The sequence below is a fragment of the Streptomyces sp. XH2 genome, assembly GCF_049725035.1.
Lineage (GTDB): Bacteria > Actinomycetota > Actinomycetes > Streptomycetales > Streptomycetaceae > Streptomyces > Streptomyces roseoverticillatus.
In genome coordinates, this window is record NZ_JBMMMZ010000002.1 from 478,664 (window position 1) to 501,371 (window position 22,708).

General features: G+C 73.1%; 14 protein-coding genes and 1 pseudogene. 7 read left to right on the plus strand and 8 right to left on the minus strand.

Features of this window, described 5'->3' with window-relative positions; genetic code table 11:
* Window positions 1-64 precede the first annotated feature (64 nt).
* From ACOTKD_RS05805 to ACOTKD_RS05825, 5 genes are all read left to right on the plus strand, one after another.
* On the plus strand, window positions 65-1,429 hold the full coding sequence (locus ACOTKD_RS05805) for an APC family permease (RefSeq protein ID WP_424887983.1): 1,365 nt from the start codon (window positions 65-67) through the stop codon (window positions 1,427-1,429).
* Window positions 1,430-1,542: 113 nt separating this feature from the next.
* Window positions 1,543-2,385 (plus strand): alpha/beta fold hydrolase, encoded by an 843-nt coding sequence (locus ACOTKD_RS05810; protein WP_424887984.1) that lies wholly within the window; start codon window positions 1,543-1,545, stop codon window positions 2,383-2,385.
* A 251-nt stretch (window positions 2,386-2,636) separates the two neighbouring features.
* A complete protein-coding gene (locus tag ACOTKD_RS05815) occupies window positions 2,637-3,977 on the plus strand; it encodes a cytochrome P450 (protein WP_424887771.1) in 1,341 nt (446 codons plus the stop codon).
* Window positions 3,978-4,191: 214 nt separating this feature from the next.
* On the plus strand, window positions 4,192-5,553 hold the full coding sequence (glnA, locus tag ACOTKD_RS05820; RefSeq protein ID WP_058044708.1) for a type I glutamate--ammonia ligase: 1,362 nt from the start codon (window positions 4,192-4,194) through the stop codon (window positions 5,551-5,553).
* A 42-nt stretch (window positions 5,554-5,595) separates the two neighbouring features.
* A complete protein-coding gene (locus ACOTKD_RS05825; RefSeq protein ID WP_424887772.1) occupies window positions 5,596-8,658 on the plus strand; it encodes a bifunctional [glutamine synthetase] adenylyltransferase/[glutamine synthetase]-adenylyl-L-tyrosine phosphorylase in 3,063 nt (1,020 codons plus the stop codon).
* Between the two features lie 20 nt (window positions 8,659-8,678).
* Here the strand turns inward: ACOTKD_RS05825 and ACOTKD_RS05830 are convergent, their stop codons facing one another.
* From ACOTKD_RS05830 to ACOTKD_RS05855, 6 genes are all read right to left on the minus strand, one after another.
* The gene (locus ACOTKD_RS05830) at window positions 8,679-9,527 is read right to left on the minus strand and encodes a phosphatase PAP2 family protein (RefSeq protein WP_424887773.1); all 849 of its coding nucleotides are present in this window, start codon (window positions 9,525-9,527) and stop codon (window positions 8,679-8,681) included.
* Window positions 9,528-9,563: 36 nt separating this feature from the next.
* Complete coding sequence (locus tag ACOTKD_RS05835; protein ID WP_424887774.1) at window positions 9,564-10,616, minus strand: LacI family DNA-binding transcriptional regulator; 1,053 nt, start codon at window positions 10,614-10,616, stop codon at window positions 9,564-9,566.
* Between the two features lie 25 nt (window positions 10,617-10,641).
* Entirely contained in the window at window positions 10,642-12,273 is a 1,632-nt protein-coding gene (locus tag ACOTKD_RS05840) for a glycoside hydrolase family 13 protein (protein ID WP_424887775.1), read from the minus strand.
* A 133-nt stretch (window positions 12,274-12,406) separates the two neighbouring features.
* Window positions 12,407-13,276, minus strand: a complete 870-nt coding sequence (locus ACOTKD_RS05845; protein WP_424887776.1) for a sugar ABC transporter permease — start codon at window positions 13,274-13,276, stop codon at window positions 12,407-12,409.
* On the minus strand, window positions 13,273-14,214 hold the full coding sequence (locus tag ACOTKD_RS05850; RefSeq protein WP_424887777.1) for a carbohydrate ABC transporter permease: 942 nt from the start codon (window positions 14,212-14,214) through the stop codon (window positions 13,273-13,275). The genes ACOTKD_RS05845 and ACOTKD_RS05850 overlap by 4 nt, the downstream gene beginning before the upstream one ends.
* Window positions 14,215-14,220: 6 nt before the next feature.
* The gene (locus ACOTKD_RS05855; protein ID WP_424887778.1) at window positions 14,221-15,522 is read right to left on the minus strand and encodes an extracellular solute-binding protein; all 1,302 of its coding nucleotides are present in this window, start codon (window positions 15,520-15,522) and stop codon (window positions 14,221-14,223) included.
* Between the two features lie 258 nt (window positions 15,523-15,780).
* Between ACOTKD_RS05855 and ACOTKD_RS05860 the strand changes: the two are divergent.
* Together ACOTKD_RS05860 and pulA are read left to right on the plus strand one after the other, a co-directional pair.
* Window positions 15,781-17,160, plus strand: a pseudogene (locus ACOTKD_RS05860) (alpha-amylase); the annotation flags it as partial.
* A 206-nt stretch (window positions 17,161-17,366) separates the two neighbouring features.
* Window positions 17,367-19,955 (plus strand): pullulanase-type alpha-1,6-glucosidase, encoded by a 2,589-nt coding sequence (pulA, locus tag ACOTKD_RS05865; RefSeq protein ID WP_424887779.1) that lies wholly within the window; start codon window positions 17,367-17,369, stop codon window positions 19,953-19,955.
* A gap of 20 nt (window positions 19,956-19,975) precedes the next feature.
* Here pulA and ACOTKD_RS05870 read toward each other — a convergent pair whose 3' ends face one another.
* Together ACOTKD_RS05870 and ACOTKD_RS05875 are read right to left on the minus strand one after the other, a co-directional pair.
* Window positions 19,976-20,674: a TetR/AcrR family transcriptional regulator gene (locus ACOTKD_RS05870; RefSeq protein WP_424887780.1), complete on the minus strand. Its 699-nt coding sequence runs from the start codon at window positions 20,672-20,674 to the stop codon at window positions 19,976-19,978.
* A gap of 84 nt (window positions 20,675-20,758) precedes the next feature.
* The gene (locus tag ACOTKD_RS05875; protein ID WP_424887781.1) at window positions 20,759-22,702 is read right to left on the minus strand and encodes a hypothetical protein; all 1,944 of its coding nucleotides are present in this window, start codon (window positions 22,700-22,702) and stop codon (window positions 20,759-20,761) included.
* Window positions 22,703-22,708 lie beyond the last annotated feature (6 nt).

Genomic DNA, 22,708 nt, shown 5'->3' on the forward strand with positions numbered 1-22,708 from the left:
CGCCTCGCCGAAGACCCCGCAGCCCTCGTCTCGGCCCCAGTTCATCTCGTGGGTCACCCTCGCGATGATGACCACGGCCTCCGTGGCCAACCTGCGGCCCGCGCCGTCCATGGCGCTCTACGGACTGGCCGCCGTCTTCCTCTACCTCCTCCCGGCCGTGGTCTTCCTGCTGCCGACCGCCCTCGTCTCCGCCGAGCTGGCCTCCGGCTGGACCGGCGGCATCTACCGCTGGGTCAGCGAGGGGCTCTCCAAGCCGCTGGGCTTCCTGGCCGTGTGGTGCCAGTTCGCGATGACGATCGCCTACTACCCGAGCCTGCTGGCCTACGTGGCGAGCACCTTCGCCTACGTCGTCGACCCGCGGCTCGCCGACAACGGCGTCTACGTCGCCGTCGTGATCGTCGTCGTCTACTGGGCCGGCGTGCTGATCTCCTCCCGCGGCACCAAGGCCGTGGCCGGGCTGTCCAGCATGGGCCTCGTCATCGGCACCCTCGTCCCGGGCGTCGTCCTCGTCGTCCTCGGCCTGGTCTTCCTCGGCCAGGGCAACGCCTCCGCCGCGCCCATGGACAGCGGCCACCTCCTCCCGCCGTGGACCGGCCTCGCCAGCCTCGTGCTGATCGTCGGCAACTTCCTGTCGTACGCGGGCATGGAGATGAACGGCGTCCACGTCTCCTCGCTGCGCGAGCCCGGCAAGCAGTTCCCGCGCTCGGTGTTCGCGGCCACCGGCCTCGTCCTGCTGATCTTCATCCTGCCCGCGCTGGCCATCAGCTGGGTCATGCCGGGCGAGGACCTCAGCCTCACCGCCGGTGTGATGCAGGCCTTCCAGGGCTTCTTCGACCACTTCCACGTGGGCTGGCTGACCAAGGTCGTCGGCGTGCTGCTCGTCGCCGCGGCGCTCGGCGGGATGCTCGCGTGGCTGGCCGGGCCCTCCAAGGGCCTGCTGATGGTCGCCCGGCAGGAGGGCTACCTGCCGCCCGCGCTGCAGAAGCTCAACAAGAACGGCGTCCAGCGCAACATCATGGTCGCCCAGGGCGCGCTCACCACCGTCATCGCGCTCCTCTACGCGTTCGTCCCGGACGTCTCCAGCGCGTACTGGATCTTCTCCGTGATCACCACGCAGATCTACCTCGTCGTCTACCTGCTGATGTTCGCCGCCGCCGTCCGGCTGCGCCGCGACCAGCCGGACCGGCCGCGCGGCTTCCGCGTGCCCGCCCTGCACCTCGTCGCCGGCGTCGGCTTCGCCGCCTCGCTCGCCGCCATGTGCATCGGCTTCGTCCCGCCCGAGCAGTTCGGCGGCGGCCCGCTCTGGCGCTACCTGCTCACCGTCGGCGGCGGGCTGTTCGTCCTCGGGTTCCTCACCCCGCTCGCCCTGCTGAAGTTCCGCAAACCGCACTGGGTGGCGCCGGAGCACCGGGAGAGCCCCGTCCGTTAGCTTGTCGGAGAGCGACGAGGGGGAAGCCCATGATCAGCGCGAACGGCGGCAACGGCGTGAACGGCACGGTGCGGCCGCCGGCGGGGCCCGGCACGGAGCGGCCCCCGGGGCGCATGCTCCGGGTCGGCGGAGTGCCGCTGCACGTGGTGCGCGAGGGCTCCGGGCCGGTGTGCGTGCTCAGCGCCGGGCTCGGCATGGGCTGGTTCGACTGGGAGCCCGTCGTGCCGCTGCTCACCCCGCACCGCACCGTCGTCCGCTTCGACCGGCCCGGCCTCGGCTTCAGCGCCCCGCCCCTCGAACCGCCCACCGCCGCGGGCGAGGCCGACCGGATAGCCGGTGTCCTCGACGCCCTCGGGCTGCCCGGGCCCGCGACCGTCGTCGGCCACTCCCTGGCCGGCTTCCATGCGGAGGCGTTCGCCCGCCTGCACCCGCAGCGCACCGCCGGCGTCGTCCTCGTCGACGGCAGCGTCGAGGAGGACCCGCGGCCCGCGCCCGCCCGCGAGCTGCGCACCACCGCCGCCCACGCCCGCGGCCGCGTCCTCGCCGCGGCGGGGCTGCCGCGGGCGCTCGGCCCCGCCCTGCGCCGGCTCACCGTCCGCGCCTCGTCCGTCAGCCGCCAGGACCCGGCGCCCGCGGACCTCGTGCGGCGCACGTACGGCACGGGGCGGGTGGCGCGGGCGCTCCTCATGGAGAACGCCCGCTACCGCGACGTGGCCGCGGAGCTCGGCGCCCTGCGCGAGAGCAGCCCCATGCCGCCCGTGCCCGTGAGCGTGCTGGCGGCCTCCCCGGGCACAGGATCCTGGCTGGAACGCCGCTGGCTGGAGCGGCAGCGGGCGCTCGCCGAGCGGCTCGACGGCCGCTTCGAGGCGGTGGCCCCGGCGGGCCACCTCCTGATGTACGACCGCCCGCAGGCGGTCGCGGCGGCGGTCCTGGCAACGGGCCCGGCAGGGCGCTGACGGCGTCCGGCGGTGCCGTAGTGATCTTCGGCGTTACGGCACCGCCGGGACCCGCCGCGGTGGCCGGTCACCGTCGCGGCGGAAGGCCCCCGGCGGAGCCACCCGCGCGGAACCGGTCCTTCCAACCGTCGTCCATCCGCCCCACGCCCTGCGTTCAGATCCCGTCAAACGCGAAAAACCCGGGGTTTTGGCCCCCATCCCGGCGGAAAACCTCGTGGCGCGCCCCACGCACCGCCGATCGAGGGACCGCCATGCCCGTCACGTACGTGTCCGGAACCGCCCCCGGGGCCCTGCCGCTCGTCGGCCACGCCTGGCCGCTGATGCGCAGGCCCCTCGACTTCCTCCGTTCCCTGCCGGCCCACGGCGACCTGGTGGAGATCCGCCTCGGGTCCGTCCCGGCCTATGTCCCCTGCCACCCCGACCTCCTGCACCAAGTGCTCTTCGACGACCGGACCTTCGACAAGGGAGGCCCGTTCTTCACCCGGCTCCGCGACATCGTCGGCAACGGCCTCGGCAGCTGCGCGCACGGGGACCACCGCCGCCAGCGCCGCCTCGTCCAGCCCGCCTTCCACCGCGCCCGCCTCGACGGCTACGCCGGGGTGATGGCGGAGGAGGCCGCCCGCCTGTCCGCCTCCTGGCGCGCGGGGCGGACCGTCGACGTCTTCCCCGCCATGTTCGGCCTCGCCCTGCGGACCGTCACCCGCACCCTGTTCTCGGCCCGCGTCGCCGAGGACGACGTGGCCCGCCTCCAGCACTCCTTCGCCGTCGCGCTCGGCGGCCTCTTCCGGCGGATGTTCGTCCCCGGGCCGGTGCAGCGCCTGCCGCTGCCCGCCAACCGCCGCTACGCACGGGCCCTCGCCGACCTCCACGCCACCGTGGACCGGCTCGTCACCGCGTACCGCAGCAGCGGCAAGGACCACGGCGACCTGCTGTCCACCCTGATCGCCGCCCGGGACGAGGACGGCGGAGCACTGACCGACACCGAGATCCACGACCAGGTCATGACCATGGTCTTCGGCGGCTCGGAGACCATGGCCGCGTCCCTGACCTGGTCCCTGTACGCCCTGGCCCGGCACCCGGAGGCGGCCCGCGAGCTCCACGAGGAGCTCGACGCGGTCCTCGGCGGCCGGCCCGTGACGCCCGCCGACGTGCCGCGCCTGCCCCGCACCGGGCAGGTCGTCACCGAGGCCCTGCGCCGCTACCCGCCCGCATGGCTGTTCACCCGCGTCACGACCGCCCCGGTGGACATGGCGGGCCGCCGGCTGCCGGCCGGCACCACGATGGTCGTCAGCCCGCCGGTCGTCCACCACAACCCCGCCGTCCACGCGTGCCCGGCGGACTTCCGCCCCGCCCGCTGGCCCGCCGCCCGGCCCGGCCGGCCGCCCCGCGAAGGATTCGCGATCTTCGGCGCCGGGCCCCGCAAGTGCATCGGCGACGTCTACGCCATGACCGAGGCCGTCCTCGCCCTGGCCACGTTCTGCCACCGCTGGCGCATGGAGTTCGCACCGGGCGCGGACACGCGGCCGCCGGCCCTGGCCACCGTGCAGTACCCGCGCCGTCTGCTGCTCCGACCCACGGAGCGCTCGCGGTAGCCGGAGGCCGGGCCCCCGGCCACGGGCGCCGCCCCGCCGGTGCGGCGACCGCCCCCGAGCAGGCAGTATGGGGGGAGAGCCGTACACGCACACGATGCGGAACGTTCGGACCCACGTCTGCAACGCACCCGACATCATGTGGTGGGATGCTCTATGCCCCCGATGTGCCCCGAGGCTTGGGAAGGGGCGGCCTGACCAGCGAGGATGGGTAGCTATGGATAAGCAGCAGGAGTTCGTGCTCCGCACCCTGGAAGAGCGCGACATCCGCTTCGTGCGGCTGTGGTTCACCGACGTGCTCGGCTATCTGAAGTCCGTGGCCGTCGCCCCCGCCGAGCTGGAGCAGGCCTTCGACGAGGGCATCGGCTTCGACGGCTCCGCGATCGAGGGCTTCGCACGGGTCTACGAGTCCGACATGATCGCCAAGCCGGACCCGGGCACCTTCCAGATCCTGCCCTGGCGCGCGGAGGCCCCCGGCACCGCCCGGATGTTCTGCGACATCCTCATGCCGGACGGCTCGCCCTCCTACGCCGACCCGCGCTACGTCCTCAAGCGCATCCTCGCCAAGACCTCCGACCTCGGCTTCACCTTCTACACCCACCCCGAGATCGAGTTCTTCCTGCTCAAGGACAAGCCGGTGGACGGCACCCGCCCGGTGCCCGCCGACTCCTCCGGCTACTTCGACCACACCCCGCAGAACGTGGGCATGGACTTCCGCCGCCAGGCCATCACCATGCTCGAATCCATGGGCATCTCGGTCGAGTTCAGCCACCACGAGGGCGCCCCCGGCCAGCAGGAGATCGACCTGCGCTACGCCGACGCGCTCTCCACCGCCGACAACATCATGACCTTCCGGCTCGTGATGAAGCAGGTGGCGCTGGAGCAGGGCGTCCAGGCCACGTTCATGCCGAAGCCGTTCTCCGAGTACCCCGGCTCGGGCATGCACACCCACCTCTCCCTCTTCGAGGGAGACCGCAACGCCTTCTACGAGTCCGGCGCCGAGTACCAGCTCTCCAAGGTCGGCCGTTCCTTCATCGCCGGCCTGCTCCGGCACGCCGCCGAGACGTCCGCCGTCACCAACCAGTGGGTCAACTCGTACAAGCGGATCTGGGGCGGCTCACAGCGCACCGCCGGCGCCGGCGGCGAGGCCCCCTCGTACATCTGCTGGGGCCACAACAACCGCTCCGCGCTGATCCGCGTGCCCATGTACAAGCCCGGCAAGACCGGCTCCACGCGCGTCGAGGTCCGCTCCATCGACTCCGGCGCCAACCCGTACCTGACCTACGCGGTGCTGCTGGCCGCCGGCCTCAAGGGCATCGAGGAGGGCTACGAGCTCCCGGCCGGCGCCGACGACGACGTCTGGGCGCTGTCCGACTCCGAGCGCCGGGCCATGGGCATCGAGCCGCTCCCGCAGAACCTGGGCGAGGCCATCGAGCTGATGGAGCGCAGCGAGCTGGTGGCCGAGACCCTCGGCGAGCACGTCTTCGACTTCTTCCTGCGCAACAAGAAGCAGGAGTGGGAGGAGTACCGTTCGGAGGTCACCGCGTTCGAGCTCCGCAAGATGCTGCCGGTGCTCTAGCCGGTTCGTATCATGGGCGGCAGCGCGGAGCGAGGGGTGCCGATGACACTGCCCGAGGGGCGTCGCAGCAGCGCGTACACCCGGCTGCTGAAGTACGGCTTCACCGATCCGGCGGCCGCCGAGCGGCGGCTGGAGGCTCCGCCGCTCGCCGCGAGACGCGGCGACCCCGTCCTGCTCGACGCCCTCGGCGCCACCGCCGACCCGGACCAGGCCCTGCACGGCCTGGTCCGGCTCGCCGAGGCGCTGGACGCCCGGCCGGACGGTGACCGGCAGGCCCTGCTGGACACGCTCGTGACGGCCAAGCCGCTGCGCGACCGGCTGCTCGGGGTGCTCGGCGCCTCCGAGGCCCTCGGCGACCACCTGGCCCGCCATCCCGGCGACTGGCACGCCCTCGTCACGTACGAGGCGGCCGATCTCAACCCGGGCGTCCCGGAGTTCGAGAAGGCGCTGGCCGACGGCGCGCGCGCCCGGCGGGAGGCCGGCCTGGGCGCCGCCGACGCCCTGCGCGCCGCCTACCGCCGCTGCCTGCTGACCATCGCCGCGCGCGACGTGTGCGGCACCACGGACGTCGACCAGACCGCCGCCGAGCTCGCCGACCTGGCCACGGCCACCCTGCGCGCCGCCCTCGCCATCGCCGCCGAGGAGCAGCCCGCGGACGCCGCGGCCTGCCGGCTCGCCGTCATCGGCATGGGCAAGTGCGGCGGCCGGGAGCTCAATTACGTCTCCGACGTGGACGTCGTCTTCGTGGCGGAGGCGAAGGAGGGGACCGCCGAGGGCCCCGCCCTGCAGGCCGCCACCCGGCTCGCCTCCCGGATGATGCGCGTCTGCTCCGACGTCACCGCCGAGGGCACCATCTGGCCCGTCGACGCCAACCTGCGGCCCGAGGGCCGCAACGGCCCCCTCGTGCGCACCCTCTCCAGCCACCTCGCCTACTACCAGCGCTGGGCCAAGACCTGGGAGTTCCAGGCCCTCCTCAAGGCCCGCCCGGTCGCCGGCGACCTCACCCTCGGCCGGTCCTACACCGATGCCGTCGCACCGCTGGTGTGGCAGGCCGCCGAGCGCGAGAACTTCGTGCCCGACGTGCAGCAGATGCGCCGCCGCGTCATCGCCTCCATCCCCGCCGGCCAGGTCGACCGGGAGCTCAAGCTCGGCCCGGGCGGGCTGCGCGACGTCGAGTTCGCCGTGCAGCTGCTGCAGCTCGTCCACGGCCGCGGGGACGCCACGCTGCGCGCCTCCGGCACCCTCGACGCCCTGACCGCGCTCGCCGCGGGCGGCTACGTGGGCCGCTCCGACGCCGCCGCCCTCGACGCCGCCTACCGCTTCCTGCGCACCGTGGAGCACCACATCCAGCTCCACCGCCTGCGCCGCACGCACCTGATGCCGGAGGCCGAGGCCGACCAGCGCCGCCTCGGCCGCTCCCTCGCCCGGGTCCTTTCGTGGCCGCCGGGCACGGAGCCCGTCGAGGGCCTGGGCCGCGAGTGGAAGCGGCACGCGCGCGAGGTGCGCCGGCTGCACGAGAAGCTGTTCTACCGGCCCCTGCTGGACGCCGTCGCCCAGCTGGAGCCCGGCGAGATCCGGCTCAGCGCGAAAGAGGCCGGAAATCGCCTGCAGGCCCTCGGCTACGCCGACCCCGCCGCCGCCCTGCGCCACCTGGAGGCGCTCGCCTCGGGCGTGTCCCGCAAGGCCGCCATCCAGCGCACCCTGCTGCCCGTCCTGCTCGGCTGGTTCGCCGACTCCGCCGACCCCGACGCCGGCCTGCTCAACTTCCACAAGGTCTCCGACGCCCTCGGCCGCACCCCCTGGTACCTGCGGCTGCTGCGCGACGAGGGCGCCGCCGCCGAGAACCTCGCCCGCGTCCTGTCCGCCGGCCGCCTCGCCCCCGACCTGCTGCTGCGCGCCCCCGAGGCCGTCGCCCTGCTCGGCGACCCGGAGGGCCTGCGCCCGCGCGGCCTGGAAGCCCTCGAACAGGAGACGCTGGCCGCCGTCAACCGCTCCGAGGACGCCGAGGCCGCGATCGTCGCCGTCCGCGGCGTCCGCCGCCGCGAGCTGTTCCGCACCTCCGCCGCCGACATCATCGGGGCGTACGGACGGGGCGGCTCCCACGGCACGGGCGAGCCCAACGGCGAGCGCGACCCCCACGTCCGCGTCGACACCGTCGGCGACGCCGTCTCCGAGGTCAACGCCGCCGCCGTCGCGGGCGCCCTGCGCGCCGCCGTGCGCGCCGAGTGGGGCGACACCCTGCCCACGCGCTTCGCCGTCATCGGCATGGGCCGCTTCGGCGGCCACGAGCAGGGCTACGGCTCCGACGCCGACGTGCTGTTCGTGCACGAGCCGCGCGAGGGAGTGCCCGACGAGGAGGCCGCCAAGGCCGCCTTCGCCGTCGCCGGGGAGATGCGCCGCCTCCTCCAACTTCCCACGACCGACCCGCCCCTGCACATCGACGCCGACCTGCGGCCCGAGGGCAAGTCCGGGCCCATCGTGCGCAGCCTCGCCTCGTACGCCGCCTACTACCGGCGCTGGTCGCTGGTGTGGGAGAGCCAGGCGCTGCTGCGCGCCCGCCCGGTCGCCGGCGACCCGGGGCTCGGGCAGCGCTTCATCGAGCTCATCGACCCGCTGCGGTATCCCGCCGAGGGCCTCGGCGAGGACGCGGTGCGCGAGATCCGGCGGCTCAAGGCCCGCATGGAGAGCGAGCGGCTGCCCCGCGGCGCGGACCCGACGACCCACACCAAGCTCGGGCGCGGCGGCCTGTCGGACGTGGAGTGGACGGTACAGCTGCTGCAGATGCGGCACGCCTGGGCGGAGCCCGGGCTGCGCACGACCCGCACCCGCGAGGCCCTCGCGGCCGCCTGCGCGGCCGGGCTGCTGAGCGCGGAGGCCGCGGCCATACTGGACGACGCGTGGGTTCTCGCGACGAGCGTGCGCAATGCGGTCATGCTCGTCCGCGGCCGGTCCGGGGACACCTTCCCCACGCAGCCGCGGGAGCTCGCGGCGGTGGGCCGCTACCTCGGCTACGAGCCCGGGCACGTGGGGGAGATGCTGGACGACTACCGCCGTACGACGCGGCGCGCCCGCGCGGTGGTGGAGGAGCTGTTCTACGGGGCGTGAGCCGGTGGCGGCCGCGGCTCCTACGCCACGTGCCGCTCCAGCCGCCCCGGCGTCGCCCCGAACCACAGGAACGAGGCGGCGAAGCCGAACGACAGGCACAGCAGGCCGCCCACGGCGTCCAGCCAGAAGTGGTTCGCCGTGGAGACGATGACCACCAGCGTCGCCAGCGGATACAGCAGGCCCAGCACCTTCGCCCACACGGGCCGCGCCACCATCGCGATGATGACGCCGCACCAGGTCGACCAGCCGATGTGCATCGACGGCATCGCCGCGTACTGGTTGGACATGTCGGCGAGGTTGCCCGAGGCCATCGAGCCCCACGTGTGGTGCACGACGACGGTGTCGATGAAGTGCTCGCCGGACATCAGGCGCGGCGGCGCGAGGGGGAAGAGGTAATAGCCGAGCAGGGCCACGGCGGTGGTGGCGAAGAGGGCGAGCCGGCCTGCGGCATAGCGGCCGGGATGCCAGCGGTAGAGCCACACCAGCACCCCGATCGTCAGGACGAAGTGCAGGGTGGCGTAGTAGTAGTTCATCCCCACGATCAGCCACGTCACCGAATTCACGGCGTGGTTGACGCTGCTCTCCACGGCGATGTGGAGCGTGTGCTCGGCCCGCCATATCCAGTCCGCGTTGCGGAGCGCGGCCGCGCGCTGCTCGGGAACGGCATTGCGCACCAGTGAGTAGATCCAGTAACTCACCGCGATCAGCAGCACCTCGAACCACAGCCGGGGCCTGCGCGGAGAGCGGAGCCGGCGCAGGCCCGCCTTCCGGGCTGCGGCACCCTCGGCCGGCGGCCGGTCCGCTCGCTCCTCGCTGGGTGGCGGGGCGGCCGTCCGGCCCTCCAGTGTCCTTGCCGTCGCTTCACCCATAGGGAAACAGTCTGCCAGAAACCGGCCTGCCGCAGATCATCCCCGAGTCTGGTCTTCGCCCGCTTTCGGCCGGGTTTCCGGAACCGATGCGGTTGAACCCCGAACCACCAGTTCGGGGAGGAACACGAACTCGCTGTGCGGCGCCGGGGTACCGCCGACCTCCTCCAGCAGCGCCCGCACCGCCGCCTGCCCCATCGACTGCACCGGCTGCCGGATCGTGGTCAGCGGCGGGTCCGTGAAGGCGATGAGCGGCGAGTCGTCGAAGCCGACGACCGAGACGTCCCGCGGCACTTCCAGGCCCCGCTGACGGGCCGCCCGCACGACGCCGAGCGCCATCATGTCGCTCGCGCACACCACGGCCGTGCAGCCCCGGTCGATGAGCGCCGAGGCCGCCGCCTGCCCGCCCTCCAGCGAGAACAGCGAGTGCTGCACCAGCCGCTCGGCCTCGGCCTCCGCCATGCCCAGCTCCTCGCGCATGCTGCGCAGGAAACCCTCGATCTTCCGCTGCACCGGCACGTACCGGCGCGGCCCCAGCGCGAGCCCGATCCTGCGGTGCCCCAGTGCGGCCAAATGGGTGACGGCCAGCCCGACCGCCGCCCGGTCGTCCGGAGACACGAACGGGGCCCGTACCTTCGGCGAGAAACCGTTGATCAGGACGAACGGGACGCCCTGCGCGCGCAGCCGCTCGTAGCGCCCCATGTCCGCCGAGGTGTCGGCGTGCAGCCCGGAGACGAAAATGATGCCGGAGACCCCGCGGTCCACGAGCATCTCCGTCAGCTCGTCCTCCGTGGAGCCGCCGGGCGTCTGCGTGGCCAGCACCGGGGTGTAGCCCTGGCGCGTCAGGGCCTGGCCTATCACCTGGGCGAAGGCCGGGAATATGGGGTTGTCCAGCCCGGGCGTGATGAGCCCCACCAGGCCCGCGCTGCGCTGCCGCAGCCGCACGGGGCGCTCGTAGCCCAGGACGTCGAGCGCGGCCAGCACGGACTCGCGGGTGGAGGCGGCGACCCCCGGCTTCCCGTTGAGTACCCGGCTGACGGTTGCTTCGCTGACACCCGCTTGGGCTGCGATATCGGCCAACCGTGCGGTCACAGGACTGGACCTTACCGGTCGCATTTCAGACTGCCCACCAAACACAGGAATCGACGGGGATACGGACCGTACCACCGGTGAATTCCAGGGCGGCCGTGGCCAGCACCGGACGGCCCGGCACCGGCATCCCCACCTCCTCGCCCCGCGTGTTCAGCGTGCACACCAGACCCGGCCGGGAGAACGCGAGCACCCCCTCGGGCGCCTCCAGCCACGTCATCTCCCCGTCGCCCAGGCCAGGCAGCTCGTGCCGCAGCGCCAGCGCCGAGCGGTAGAGCTCCAGCGTCGAGCGCGGGTCCCCCGACTGCGCCGCCACCGACAGCTCCGCCCACTGCTCCGGCTGCGGCAGCCAGCTGCCGCCCGGCCCGAAGCCGTACGGAGCGGCCTCGCCCGACCACGGGATCGGCACCCGGCAGCCGTCGCGCGTGCCGTCCTGCCCGTCGCCGCGGAAGAACGCCGGGTCCTGGCGCACCTCGTCCGGCAGGTCCACGACCTCCGGCAGGCCCAGCTCCTCGCCCTGGTAGATGTACGCCGAACCCGGCAGGGCCAGCATCAGCAGCGCCGCCGCCCGGGCCCGCGCCAGCCCCCGCTCGCCGCCGCCGTAGCGCGTGGTGTGCCGCACCACGTCGTGGTTGGACAGCACCCACGTCGTCGGCGCGCCCACCGACAGCGTCGCGGCCAGCGACTCGTCGATGACGGTCCGCATCGCGGCGGCGCCCCAGTCGCACGTCAGGAACTGGAAGTTGAACGCCTGGTGCAGCTCGTCCGGCCGCACGTACAGCGCGAGCCGTTCCGCCGTCGGCGCCCACGCCTCCGCCACGCCCACCCGCTCGCCCGGGTACGAGTCCAGCAGCCGCCGCCAGGCGCGGTGGATCTCGTGCACCCCGTCCTGGTCGAAGAACGGCAGCACCTGGGCCCCGATGAGCTTCGCCTGCTCGCTCAGCCCGATGTCGGGCAGGCCCGCCGCCTTCACCATGCCGTGCGCCACGTCGATGCGGAACCCGTCCACGCCCAGGTCCAGCCAGAACCGCAGCACCGACTCGAACTCCTCGCGGACCTCCTGGTTCTCCCAGTTGAGGTCCGGCTGCTCCGGCGCGAACAGGTGCAGGTACCACTCGCCGGGCGTGCCGTCCGCGCGCGCCGTCCGCGTCCACGCCGGGCCGCCGAAGACCGACTCCCAGTCGTTCGGAGGCAGTTCCCCGGCCGTCCCGCGGCCCGGCCGGAAGTGGTAGCGCTCCCGCGCCGGCCCGCCCTCCCGGTCGGCCAGCGCCGCCCGGAACCAGGCGTGCTGGTCCGAGGTGTGGTTCGGCACGATGTCGACGATCACCCGCAGACCCAGCCGGTGCGCCTCCCGCACCAGGTCGTCCGCGTCCGACAGGTCCCCGAACAGCGGGTCCACGGCCCGGTAGTCCGCGACGTCGTAGCCGCCGTCCGCCTGCGGCGAGGCGTAGAACGGCGTGAGCCACACGGCGTCCACACCCAGCTCCGCCAGGTACGGCAGGCGGTCGCGGATCCCCCGCAGGTCGCCGATGCCGTCACCGTCGCTGTCCGCGAACGAGCGCACGTACACCTGGTAGATGACGGCGCTGCGCCACCATCCCCCGGTCTCGGACGGGGAAGCGGCGGCCGGGCGGACGGAGGGCGCGAGGTCCTGGGTCATGTACGTCCTATTCGGATTCGGGGAACTACGGGGACTACGGGGCACTACGAGCAAGGAGCCGGCTGCGGTGGTGCGCAGCGGTCAACACGGTCAACGACGGCGGGCGGACAAGGTCAGCGGATGCCGGCGGAGGTCAGCCCTTGGTGCCGCCCGCGGTCAGGCCGGCCACCAGGTGCCGCTGGGCGACGAAGAACACCACGGCCGCGGGAACGGTGATCAGCACGGCGGCGGCCGTCATCAGGCCCCACTCGGCCTTCTGCTGGCCGACGAACGTCTGCAGGCCGACCGCGAGGGTGTAGTGCTCCTCGGAGCTCATGAACTGGCTGGCGAAGGCGACCTCGCCCCAGGCGGTGATGAACGAGTAGAAGCCGGTCACGGCCAGGCCCGGCCGCGCGAGCGGCACGACGAGCCGCCAGAAGGTGCCGAAGGGGCTCAGCCCGTCCACCCGCCCCGCCTCGTCGATCTCGGCGGGGATGGTGTCGAAGTACCCCTTGAGCATCCAGGCGCAGAACGGCACGGAGACCGAGCAGTACGTCACGATCAGCCCGGCGTAGGAGTCCAGGAGTTCCAGCTCACCGAGAATGTTGTACAGCGGCACGATGAGCACCGCCATCGGGAACATCTGCACGATGAGGAAGGTCCACATCAGCGGCCGGTGGCCGGGGAAGCGCATCCGCGAGACGGCGTAGCCGGCCGTCGCCGCGATGAGCACGCCGAGCACGGTCGCGCCCAGCGCCACGATCACCGAGTTCCCGAACCAGGTCAGGAACTTCGTCTCGCCCAGGATGTGGGTGTAGTTCGAGACGTCGAGGCCGGTCCACCGCGTGGGCTCCTGCCAGCCGTCCCGGCCGCGCAGCGACACGTAGACGATGAACAGGACGGGGAAGACGGCCACCACGCTCGCGGCGGCCAGCGCCGTGTGCAGCGCCGCCGACGCCGTGCGCGAACGCTGCTCGCGCGGGCGGTGCTTGCGGGGCGGCCGTACGGTCTGGGCTGCGCTCATCGCACGGCCTCCTGTCGGGACAGCATCCGGCGGTAGAACACGGCGAAGACCAGCAGCAGCGAAAGGATGAGGATGCCGTACGTGGCCGAGCCCGCGTAGTCGCGGATCCCCTGGAACGCCAGCCGGTAGGCGTACGTCACCAGGATCTCGCTCTCGGAGCCCGCGCCCTGCCCGATCAGCAGGTAGATCACCTGGAACATGTTGAACGTCCAGATCACGCCGAGCAGGATCACCGTCCCGCTCACCGTGCGCAGGCCCGGCAGCGTCACGTGCACGAAGCGCTGCCAGGGCGTCGCGCCGTCCATCTCGGCGGCCTCGTGCAGCTCCCGCGGGATCGACTGGAGCCCGCCGAGGATCGCCACCATCATGAACGGCACGCCCAGCCACACGTTGACCGCGACCGCCGACACCTTCTGCAGCGTCGCGTCGCCCAGCCAGTCCACGGAGCCCACGCCGAGCTTCGTGAGGAAGGCGTTGAGCACGCCGTACTTCTCGTTGAACATCAGCCGCCACGAGAAGGTGGCGACGAAGGCCGGCACCGCCCACGGCAGGATCAGCAGCACCCGGTACAGCGCCCGGAAGCGCATCGGCCGGTTCAGCAGGAGAGCGAGCCCGAGCCCGATCGTGTAGTGCAGGAACACGCACGACGCGGTCCACACGACCGTCCAGCCGAGGCGCGAGTAGAAGTGCCCCTCCTGCCCGGACAGCACCTTCCAGTAGTTGTCCAGGCCGACGGACTTGTACGTCGCCTCGATGTGGTTGACACCGATCGTGCGCGCGACGTTCGCCTCGTTGGCGTCGGTGAAGGACAGGTAGATGCCCTTGCCCAGCGGATACCCCACGAGGACCGCCAGGACGATGACGACGGGCAGCACCATCGCCCACGCGTACCAGTGGGTGCTGAAGGAGCGCCTGACCGTGGTGACGACTGTGGCCATCAGGCCCTACTCCTCGATGCCGTAGTCCTTGAGGAGCGCCGACTGCCAGGCCTTGGCCGTGGCGTCCAGCCCGTCCTTCGGGTCCTCCTTGAGCGTGAGGATCTGGGTGTAGTGCTTCAGCCAGTCGGTGAAGAGGTCGCCGCCCTGCGGGATCGCGGGCCGCGCGTGGGCCTTCGACAGCGCCTGGTAGTACGCGCTGCGCACCGGGTCGGCCAGCACCTCCTTGGTGTAGGCGGACTTGCGCGTCGGCAGCACGCCGACGCCCGTCGAGGCCTGCTCCTGCTGCGCCGCGTCGGTCATGAAGCGGGTGAAGAGGTAGGAGGCGTCGAAGTTCTTCGAGCCCGCGTAGACCACCAGGTTGTGGCCGCCGACCGGCGCGCCCGCGGTGCCCGTGGAACCGGCCGGGATGGCCGCGATGCCCAGGTTGTCCTTGGACTTGTACGCGTCGCCGCCGAAGATCTCCTTGGTGGCCCAGGGGCCGTCGATCAGCATCGACAGCTTGCCGTTCTTGAAGTCCGTCTTGAGGGCGTTGTAGCCGTCGGTGCCGGCCGGCTTGGGCGCGGCGCCGGACTTCACCAGGTCGACGGCCGTCTCGATGCCCTTGCGGGACGCGGCGGAGGAGATGGTGATCTTCTTCTTGGCGACGTCGACCATGTCGCTGTTCTCGCCGTAGAGGAAGGGCAGCGAGTAGTAGCTGTCCGGGCTCAGGCCGATGCCCTCGGCGCCCGTCTTGTCCTTGATCTTCGCGGCGGCGTCCTTGACCTCCTGCCAGGTGGCCGGCGCCTTCTCGATGCCCGCCTTGGCGAACAGCTCCTTGTTGTAGAGCAGTCCGAGGGTGTCGGTGACCTGCGGGACGCCGTACGTCTTGCCCTGGTAGGCCGCGTTCTTCAGCGGGCCTTCCAGGAAGTCCTCGGGCGCCTCGAGCGCGGGGGTGCCGGTGAGGTCCTTGAGGTAGCCGAGCTGGGCGAAGCCGGGCGTCCAGCCGACGTCGGAACGGAGCACGTCCGGGGCGCCCTTGCCGGTGGCGGCGGCGGTCTTGAACTTCTGCTGGGCCTGGTCGAAGGGCACGTTGACGTACTCGACCTTGATCTTCGGGTACTTCTGCTCGAAGGCCGAGACCAGCTTCTTGAACGCGGGCGCCTCGTTGGTGGCGTCCGAGGTGTCCCACCAGGTGACGGTGCCGCTGACGCTGCCCGGGTCGCTTGCCGCCTTGGCGCCGTCGTTACCGCCTCCGCCGTCACCGCCGCACGCGGTCGCGGTGAGCGCGAGCACACCGACGACGGCAGCGACCGATATGCCTCTTCGCATATGGATCTCCTCGTGAAGGAGGCCGACCGTCGCGGGCGGCCCCGAGCTGTGGAGGAAGGTAACAGGCTGCAATCTCTTGCGAAAGGGTTTGCAAGAACGAAACGGCGAGATTTCTCGGTGGTAACCGTCTCGTGTCCAGGGGGTTGACCGGCTCTTACGGGCCTCGTACGGTCTCGTGCGCGGCAGGTTCCGGTTGGCTTGCGAACGGCTTGCGCAAGAACCTTCATTGCTGCACATCCCCCACCCCAGGAGCTCCGCATGCCTGCGACAGCCCGAAGAACCCTTTCTGCAGCCTTTGCCCTGGCGGCCGCCGTCACGGTCTGCGCCCCCCGGGCGGAGGCGGCCGCGCCCGGCGACAAGGACGTCACCGCCGTCCTCTTCGAGTGGAAGTACGACGCGGTCGCGAAGGAGTGCAAGGACGTTCTCGGGCCGTCGGGTTACGGCTACGCCCAGGTCTCCCCGCCGCAGGAGCACGTCCAGGGCCCGCAGTGGTGGACCTCTTACCAGCCGGTGAGTTACGCGATAGCGGGCCGGCTGGGCGACCGGGCCGCCTTCGCGAACATGGTCAATTCATGCCATAGCGCGGGTGTCAAGGTCGTCGTCGACGCCGTCGTCAACCACATGGCCGCCGGCTCCGGCACCGGAACGGGCGGCTCCGCGTATACGAAGTACGACTACCCCGGCACGTACCAGCGCCAGGACATGGACGACTGCACCGCTGTCGTCAGCGACTACCGCGACCGCCGGAACGTCCAGGACTGCGAACTCGTCGGCCTCGCCGACCTCGACACCGGCGAGGAGCACGTCCGGGCCCGGCTGGCCCGGTACCTGAACGACCTGCTGTCGCTCGGCGCCGACGGCTTCCGCATCGACGCGGCCAAGCACATCCCCGCGGCGGACCTCGCGGACCTCAAGTCCCGGCTGAGCCGCAGCGGCGTCTACTGGAAGCAGGAGACCATCTACGGCGCGGGAGAAGCCGTCCGGCCCGAGGAGTACCTCGGCACCGGCGACGCCCAGGAGTTCCGCTACGCGCGCGACCTCAAGCGCGTGTTCCAGCGCGAGCGGCTCGCCTACCTGAAGAACTACGGCGAGGGCTGGGGCTACCTGCCCGGCGGCCAGGCGTCCGTCTTCGTCGACAACCACGACACCGAGCGCGGCGGCGACACCCTCACCTACAAGGACGGCGCCGACTACACCCTCGCCAACGTCTTCATGCTCGCCTGGCCCTACGGCTCGCCCGACGTCCACTCCGGCTACGAGTTCACCGACCGCGACGCGGGCCCGCCCAACGGGGGCGCGGTGACGGCGTGCTGGCAGGAAGGGTGGAAGTGCCAGCACAAGTGGCCGGAGATCCGGAGCATGGTGGGGTTCCGCAATGCGGTGCGGGGAACGGCGGTGACCCACTGGTGGGACAACGGCTACCAGGCGATCGCCTTCGCGCGCGGAGACAAGGGTTATGTCGTCGTCAACCACGAGGGCTTCGCGCTCACGCGCACCTTCGAGACGGGGCTGCCGGGCGGTGACTACTGCGACGTGCAGAGCGGACGGCGGGTGACGGTGGACGCGAACGGCCGCTTCACGGCCACTGTGGCGCCGAACACGGCGCTGGCGGTGCACGTCGGCGCGCGTACGTGCGGTTGATTTTCCCCTACCCGCCCCTTCCCGAACCGGGGCTCCGCCCCTGGACCCCGTGGGCCGAGGCCCAGCCGAATCTCAGCCCGTCCGGCGTTCGAGGACGAGCGCGTCCAGCGCGATACGGGGGTCCGGGGGCTTGCCCCGGTTACGGGAAGGGGCGGGTCAGGGGAGAGCTCTGTCTCTGACCTCGACCAAAGGAGCACCGTTCCGTGAAACGCCTAGCCGCACTCGTGGCGGCCGCGATCGCCCTCCCTCTGGCCGGCACCGGCACCGGCACCGCCCACGCCACCACCCCGCCCCCCACAGGGGCAAGGGCCCAGTGGATCGACCGCACCACCGTCGCCTGGCCGAAAGGCCTCGGCGACCCCGCCCGCCCCCACCGCCTCCTCCACGACCGCGGCAGCTTCACGCTCACGGCCACCCCCGGCGGCCTCACCCCCGCCCAACGGGCGAAGTACCCCCACCTCGCCGGATACGACGCCTACCGCGTCAACGCGACCCCGGACCAGGAGCGGACCGCCCTCCGAGGCGCCCTGACCGCCGCCGCCGGCGACGTCACCACCGGCGTCCAGACCCCCGGCGTCCTCGACGACCTGTACGCGGCCGCCGCCGCCAAGGCCACCCTCGGCCCGTCCTTCCGCAACGGCCGCCCCACCCTCGCCCTCTGGGCCCCCACGGCCCGCAGCGTCGCCCTCGAACTCGACGGCCGCACCGTCCCCATGCACCGCGACGACGCCAGTGGGGTCTGGCGGGCGGACGGCACCCGCGACTGGGCCGGCAAGCCCTACCGCTACGCCGTCACCGTCCACGCCCCGGCCGCCGGCAAAGTGGTCACCAACCTCGTCACGGACCCGTACTCCACGGCCCTGACCGCCGACTCCGCCCGCAGCCTCGTCACGGACCTCGCCGACCCGGTCCTGGCCCCGCCCGGCTGGCGCGGCCTGCGCAAGCCGAAGGCCGTACCGCTGCGCGACGCGCAGATCCAGGAGCTGCACATACGCGACTTCTCCGGCGGAGGCCCGGGCGGAGGCGGCTACCTCGCCTTCGCCGACCGCACGTCCCCCGGCATGCGCCACCTGACGTCGCTCGCCGCCGCCGGCACCTCCTACGTCCACCTCCTCCCCGCCTTCGACTTCGCCACCGTCCCCGAGCGGCGCGCGGACCAGGCCACGCCGCCGTGCGACCTGGCCGCCCTGCCGGCCGATTCGGACCGCCAGCAGGAGTGCGTCCGCGGCACCGCCGCGCGTGACGCGTACAACTGGGGCTACGACCCGCTCCACTACACCGTCCCCGAGGGCTCGTACGCCTCCGACCCGGACGGTCCCGGCCGCACCCGCGAGTTCCGGCGGATGGTGCAGGGCCTGGCCGGCGCCGGCCTGCGCACGGTCATGGACGTCGTCTACAACCACACCGCCGCGGCCGGGCAGGACGACAAGTCCGTCCTCGACCGGATCGTGCCCGGCTACTACCAGCGCCTCATGGACGACGGCAGCGTCGCCACGTCGACGTGCTGCGCGGGCACCGCGCCCGAGCACGCCATGATGGGCAAGCTCGTCGTGGACTCCGTGGTCACGTGGGCGAAGGAGTACAAGGTCGACGGCTTCCGCTTCGACCTGATGGGCCACCACCCCAAGGCGAACATCCTGGCCGTGCGCAAGGCCCTCGACGCCCTCACCCCGGCCGAGGACGGCGTCGACGGCAAGTCCGTGATCCTCTACGGCGAGGGCTGGGACTTCGGCGAGGCCGCGAACGACTCCCGCTTCGTCCAGGCCACGCAGAAGAACATGGCGGGCACCGGCATCGCCACCTTCTCCGACCGCGCCCGCGACGCCGTCCGCGGCGGCGGCCCCTTCGACGCCGACCCCCGCATGCAGGGCTTCGCCTCCGGGCTCCTCACCGACCCCAACGCCGCCCCGCAGGGCACCCCGGCCGAGCAGCGCGCCCGGCTCCTGCACGACCAGGACCTCCTCAAGGTCGGCCTGACGGGCAACCTCGCCGGCTACCGCTTCACCGACTCCGCGGGCCGGAGCGTGCGCGGCGCCGACGTCGACTACAACGGCCGGCCCGCCGGCTACGCCGCCGCCCCCGGCGACGCCCTCGCCTACGCCGACGCGCACGACAACGAGACCCTCTACGACGCGCTCGCCTTCAAGCTCCCGCAGTCCACGTCGCCCGCCGACCGGGCCCGTACGCAGGTCCTCGCCATGGCCACGGCCACTCTGTCCCAGGGCCCGGCGCTCTCCCAGGCCGGCACGGACCGGCTGCGCTCGAAGTCGCTGGACCGCAACTCGTACGACAGCGGCGACTGGTTCAACGCGATCCACTGGGACTGCGCCGCCGGCAACGGCTTCGGCCGCGGCCTGCCCCCGGCCCGCGACAACGAGGCCAAGTGGTCCTACGCCCGGCCGCTCCTCGCGGACCCGGCCCTGAAGGCCGGCTGCGGGCCCGTCGAGGCGGCCTCCGCCGCCTACCGCGACCTGCTGCGCATCCGTACGACGGAGAAGGCGTTCGGCCTCGCGACCACCGAGGCCGTCCAGGCGGCGCTGTCGTTCCCGCTGTCCGGCCCGGACGAGACGCCCGGCGTCGTCACCATGCGCCTCGGCGACCTGGTCGTCGTCTTCAACGCGACCCCGCGGTCGCAGGACCAGCGCGTCGCGGCCCTCTCCGGCACGTCCTACGCCCTGCACCCGGTGCAGGCGTCCGGCGCGGACACCGCGGTCAAGGCCGCGGCCTATGCGCCCGCGACGGGCACGTTCACCGTCCCCGCCCGGACCGTCGCCGTCTTCAAGGCGGGCTAGGACGTACGCAGGCCAGGGCGTCAGGCCGGCTGAGGGGCCGCCGCGCCGAGCCGGTCCACGAGGTCCGCGAACGGACCGTGGACCGGCTCGTCCTCCAGGAGGCGGTGCAGCACGGCCGCCATGTCCTCGTCGCCGGCCGCGCCCACGGCGGCGAGCGCCGCGAAGGCGTGGACCAGCTGCACCTCCAGGTCGCCGCGGGGGACGCGGCGGCCGTCGAGCCAGAGCAGGGCCGTCGTCTCCGTGAGGGAGATCCAGGAGCGGAGGGCGAGCTCCAGGCGCGGGCCGGGGGAGGGGATGCCCAGGTGGCCGAGCATCTCGTCGTACGCGGCCCGCCGCACCTTGTTGATCAGGGCGCACGTCCGGCCGGAGCCCGCCACGGGACCGCCGCGCACGAGGGCGGAGAAGCCCGTGCCGTGCTCCTCCACGAAGTCGAAGAAGCGGCCCATCACGCGCAGCAGCCGGGCGCCGAGGGGGCCCTCGCGGGGCTCGTCGAAGAGGGCCGCCAGCTCCTGCGCGGCGCGGCTGAGCGCCGCCTCGTAGAGGCTCTGCTTCCCGGGGAAGTAGTGATAGACGAGCGGCCGGGAGATCCCGGCCGCCGCTGCTATCTCGTCGATGGAGACGTCGTCCGGCGCACGGTGCCCGAACAGCTCGAGCGCGACCGAGATCAGCTGCTCACGGCGCTGCTCGACACCCATCCTGCGACGTATCCCGGTCTTCATGGCGGTCATCTTAGGGCAGACCGGAAACCGTCATCCGCCTCTGGTTTCCGCTCTGCTGACTCTATTTCAGCTCCTGGAGCGGTGCTACCGCAGAGTGGAAATCCGCGTTCCGTCGGCGAGGCGGGCGCTGAGCTCGGCCTGGGCCCCGGCCTTGGCCGGGACGGCCAGCCGGTCGCCGGCGGCGGTGCCGTGGACGCCGCCCGTGGCCGTGATGGACCGGACGTCGCCGCCGCCGGCCGCCAGGGCGTACCACGTGCCGCTCGCCGCCTTCCACAGGACGCCCGCGAGGACGTGCGGGTCGCGGGCCCCGCAGGCGGGGGAGGACTCGGCGCGGGCCACGACGGTGGCCGGCGCCCCGGCCCGCGTGCCCGGCGGCTGGAACAGGGCCAGTGCCCGGCTGCCCGCGCCGCGCCACGTCTCGGCGCGGGTGCACGTCCACTCGGCGGTGCCGGCCCCGCCGGGCAGCTGCTGCGCCGCGAACGGCCAGGCGTTGACCGAGCGCACGCCCTGGCCCCGCATGGTCTGCAGGTGACAGGCGGCGTGGGCCCAGCCGGCCCGGCCGCGGTCGCCGCTCACGTCGCGGGGGGCGGCGGGAGTGCCCGCGGTGAGGAGGGCGGGGGTCAGCTCGCCGAGGTCGGTGACGAGGCGGTCGCCCATCTGCAGGGCGGGCCAGCCGTTGCAGTCGTTGCCGGGGGCGGGGCTGGGCGTCGGGTCGGTCACGCCGTCGGCGTCGCGGCGCAGCGGGATCGGGGCGTCGCCGGGCTTGAGGAGGTCGCGCACGGAGACCCCGTCGACCCAAGGGGCGGTCAGATAGCGGACGTTGTTGTCGGCGCGGCCCACGACGACGGCCGTCGCGGTGCCGGCGTCCGCGGCGTCCGTCCGGGCGAAGTCCAGGGCCGCGGCGCCGGTGTCGCCGTCCTTCGACTCGGCGTAGCGCACGACGCGCAGGCCGTCGTGGAGCAGCACCACCGCGGCCTGGCCGACCTCGCCCGCGAACAGCAGCTGGGGCGGGCCGGCCGCCGGCCCGGACGGGGTGCCGGGGGTGGCCGTGACCTGGACCGAACGGCCGGGGCGCGCCCACACGGCGAGCGCGCGGTGCAGCAGCTCCTCGTCGCCGAGGCGGTTGCCGCGGGCGGGCCACGCGGCGAAGCCGGGGCGGTCCGCGCTCTTCCAGGCGCCGGGCGCCGCCTTCGTCAACTTGGCGGGGTCGAGGGCCTGCTGCGCGGCGGCGTTCTGCGCGTAGGGCGGGGCGGCGGCGCCGTCCGGGCCCCAGCCGTTGCCCGGCAGGGCGACGAGGATCCCGCACACCGCGGCCGCCGCGGCGGCCGCCAGCGCCGCCCGCGTGTGGTGCCGGCGGCGCATCAGGTCCGTGGGCCGGGCCTGCAGGGAGCAGGGGTCGAACTCCATCGAATCCAGCAGCGAGGCGTCCCGGCTGCCCGCCGGGGTGCGCAGCCCGGCCGCTTCGAGCACCGCCGCCCCCGGGTCCTCGACGCCCGCCGCGGCCAGCACCTGCCGGACGTCACGGTCCGCGGGCAGCTCCAGGGCGCGCAGCACGTACGCCGCCCGGCCGGGGCCGGACAGGGCGGCCAGTGCCTGGTCCAGGGCGAGCTCGTCGGCACCGCCCGAGCGGGGGAACAGCCGCAGCCCCCACACCTGCGGCAGCAGCGGCGGCAGCTGGCCCGGGCGCGGCAACTGCCAGCGCCCGCGCGGCCGGCCGGCCTCCAGCGCCGACCGCAGCACCCGCAGCCGCACATAGGCGTAGCCGGGGTCGGCGGGGGCGCCGCCCGGCCCGCGCGGCGCCGGCACCGGGAGCCCGGCCTGTTCGTCCGCCGCGACGCGGTTGCGCGGCAGGGCGCGCTGGGCGAGGGCGTGCGCGGTCAGCACGCGGCGGTTGCGGCCCAGTGACGGCGGCAGGACGAGGTACCCGAGGCGCACCAGGCGCGGGTAGTGCTCGATGAGCGCGGCCTCGGCCTGCTCGACGTCGACGGGGGCGGGGAGGGGGCGGGGGGCTGTCGCTTGCTGCTCCACGATCCA

Coding starts and splice junctions, on each gene's coding strand:
- ACOTKD_RS05805 (WP_424887983.1), top strand. CDS start 65: ATGATGACCACGGCCTCCGTGGCCAACCTGCGGCCCGCGCCGTCCATG.
- ACOTKD_RS05810 (WP_424887984.1), top strand. CDS start 1,543: ATGCTCCGGGTCGGCGGAGTGCCGCTGCACGTGGTGCGCGAGGGCTCC.
- ACOTKD_RS05815 (WP_424887771.1), top strand. CDS start 2,637: ATGCCCGTCACGTACGTGTCCGGAACCGCCCCCGGGGCCCTGCCGCTC.
- glnA (WP_058044708.1), top strand. CDS start 4,192: ATGGATAAGCAGCAGGAGTTCGTGCTCCGCACCCTGGAAGAGCGCGAC.
- ACOTKD_RS05825 (WP_424887772.1), top strand. CDS start 5,596: ATGACACTGCCCGAGGGGCGTCGCAGCAGCGCGTACACCCGGCTGCTG.
- ACOTKD_RS05830 (WP_424887773.1), bottom strand. CDS start 9,527: ATGGGTGAAGCGACGGCAAGGACACTGGAGGGCCGGACGGCCGCCCCG.
- ACOTKD_RS05840 (WP_424887775.1), bottom strand. CDS start 12,273: ATGACCCAGGACCTCGCGCCCTCCGTCCGCCCGGCCGCCGCTTCCCCG.
- ACOTKD_RS05845 (WP_424887776.1), bottom strand. CDS start 13,276: ATGAGCGCAGCCCAGACCGTACGGCCGCCCCGCAAGCACCGCCCGCGC.
- ACOTKD_RS05850 (WP_424887777.1), bottom strand. CDS start 14,214: ATGGCCACAGTCGTCACCACGGTCAGGCGCTCCTTCAGCACCCACTGG.
- ACOTKD_RS05855 (WP_424887778.1), bottom strand. CDS start 15,522: ATGCGAAGAGGCATATCGGTCGCTGCCGTCGTCGGTGTGCTCGCGCTC.
- ACOTKD_RS05870 (WP_424887780.1), bottom strand. CDS start 20,674: ATGAAGACCGGGATACGTCGCAGGATGGGTGTCGAGCAGCGCCGTGAG.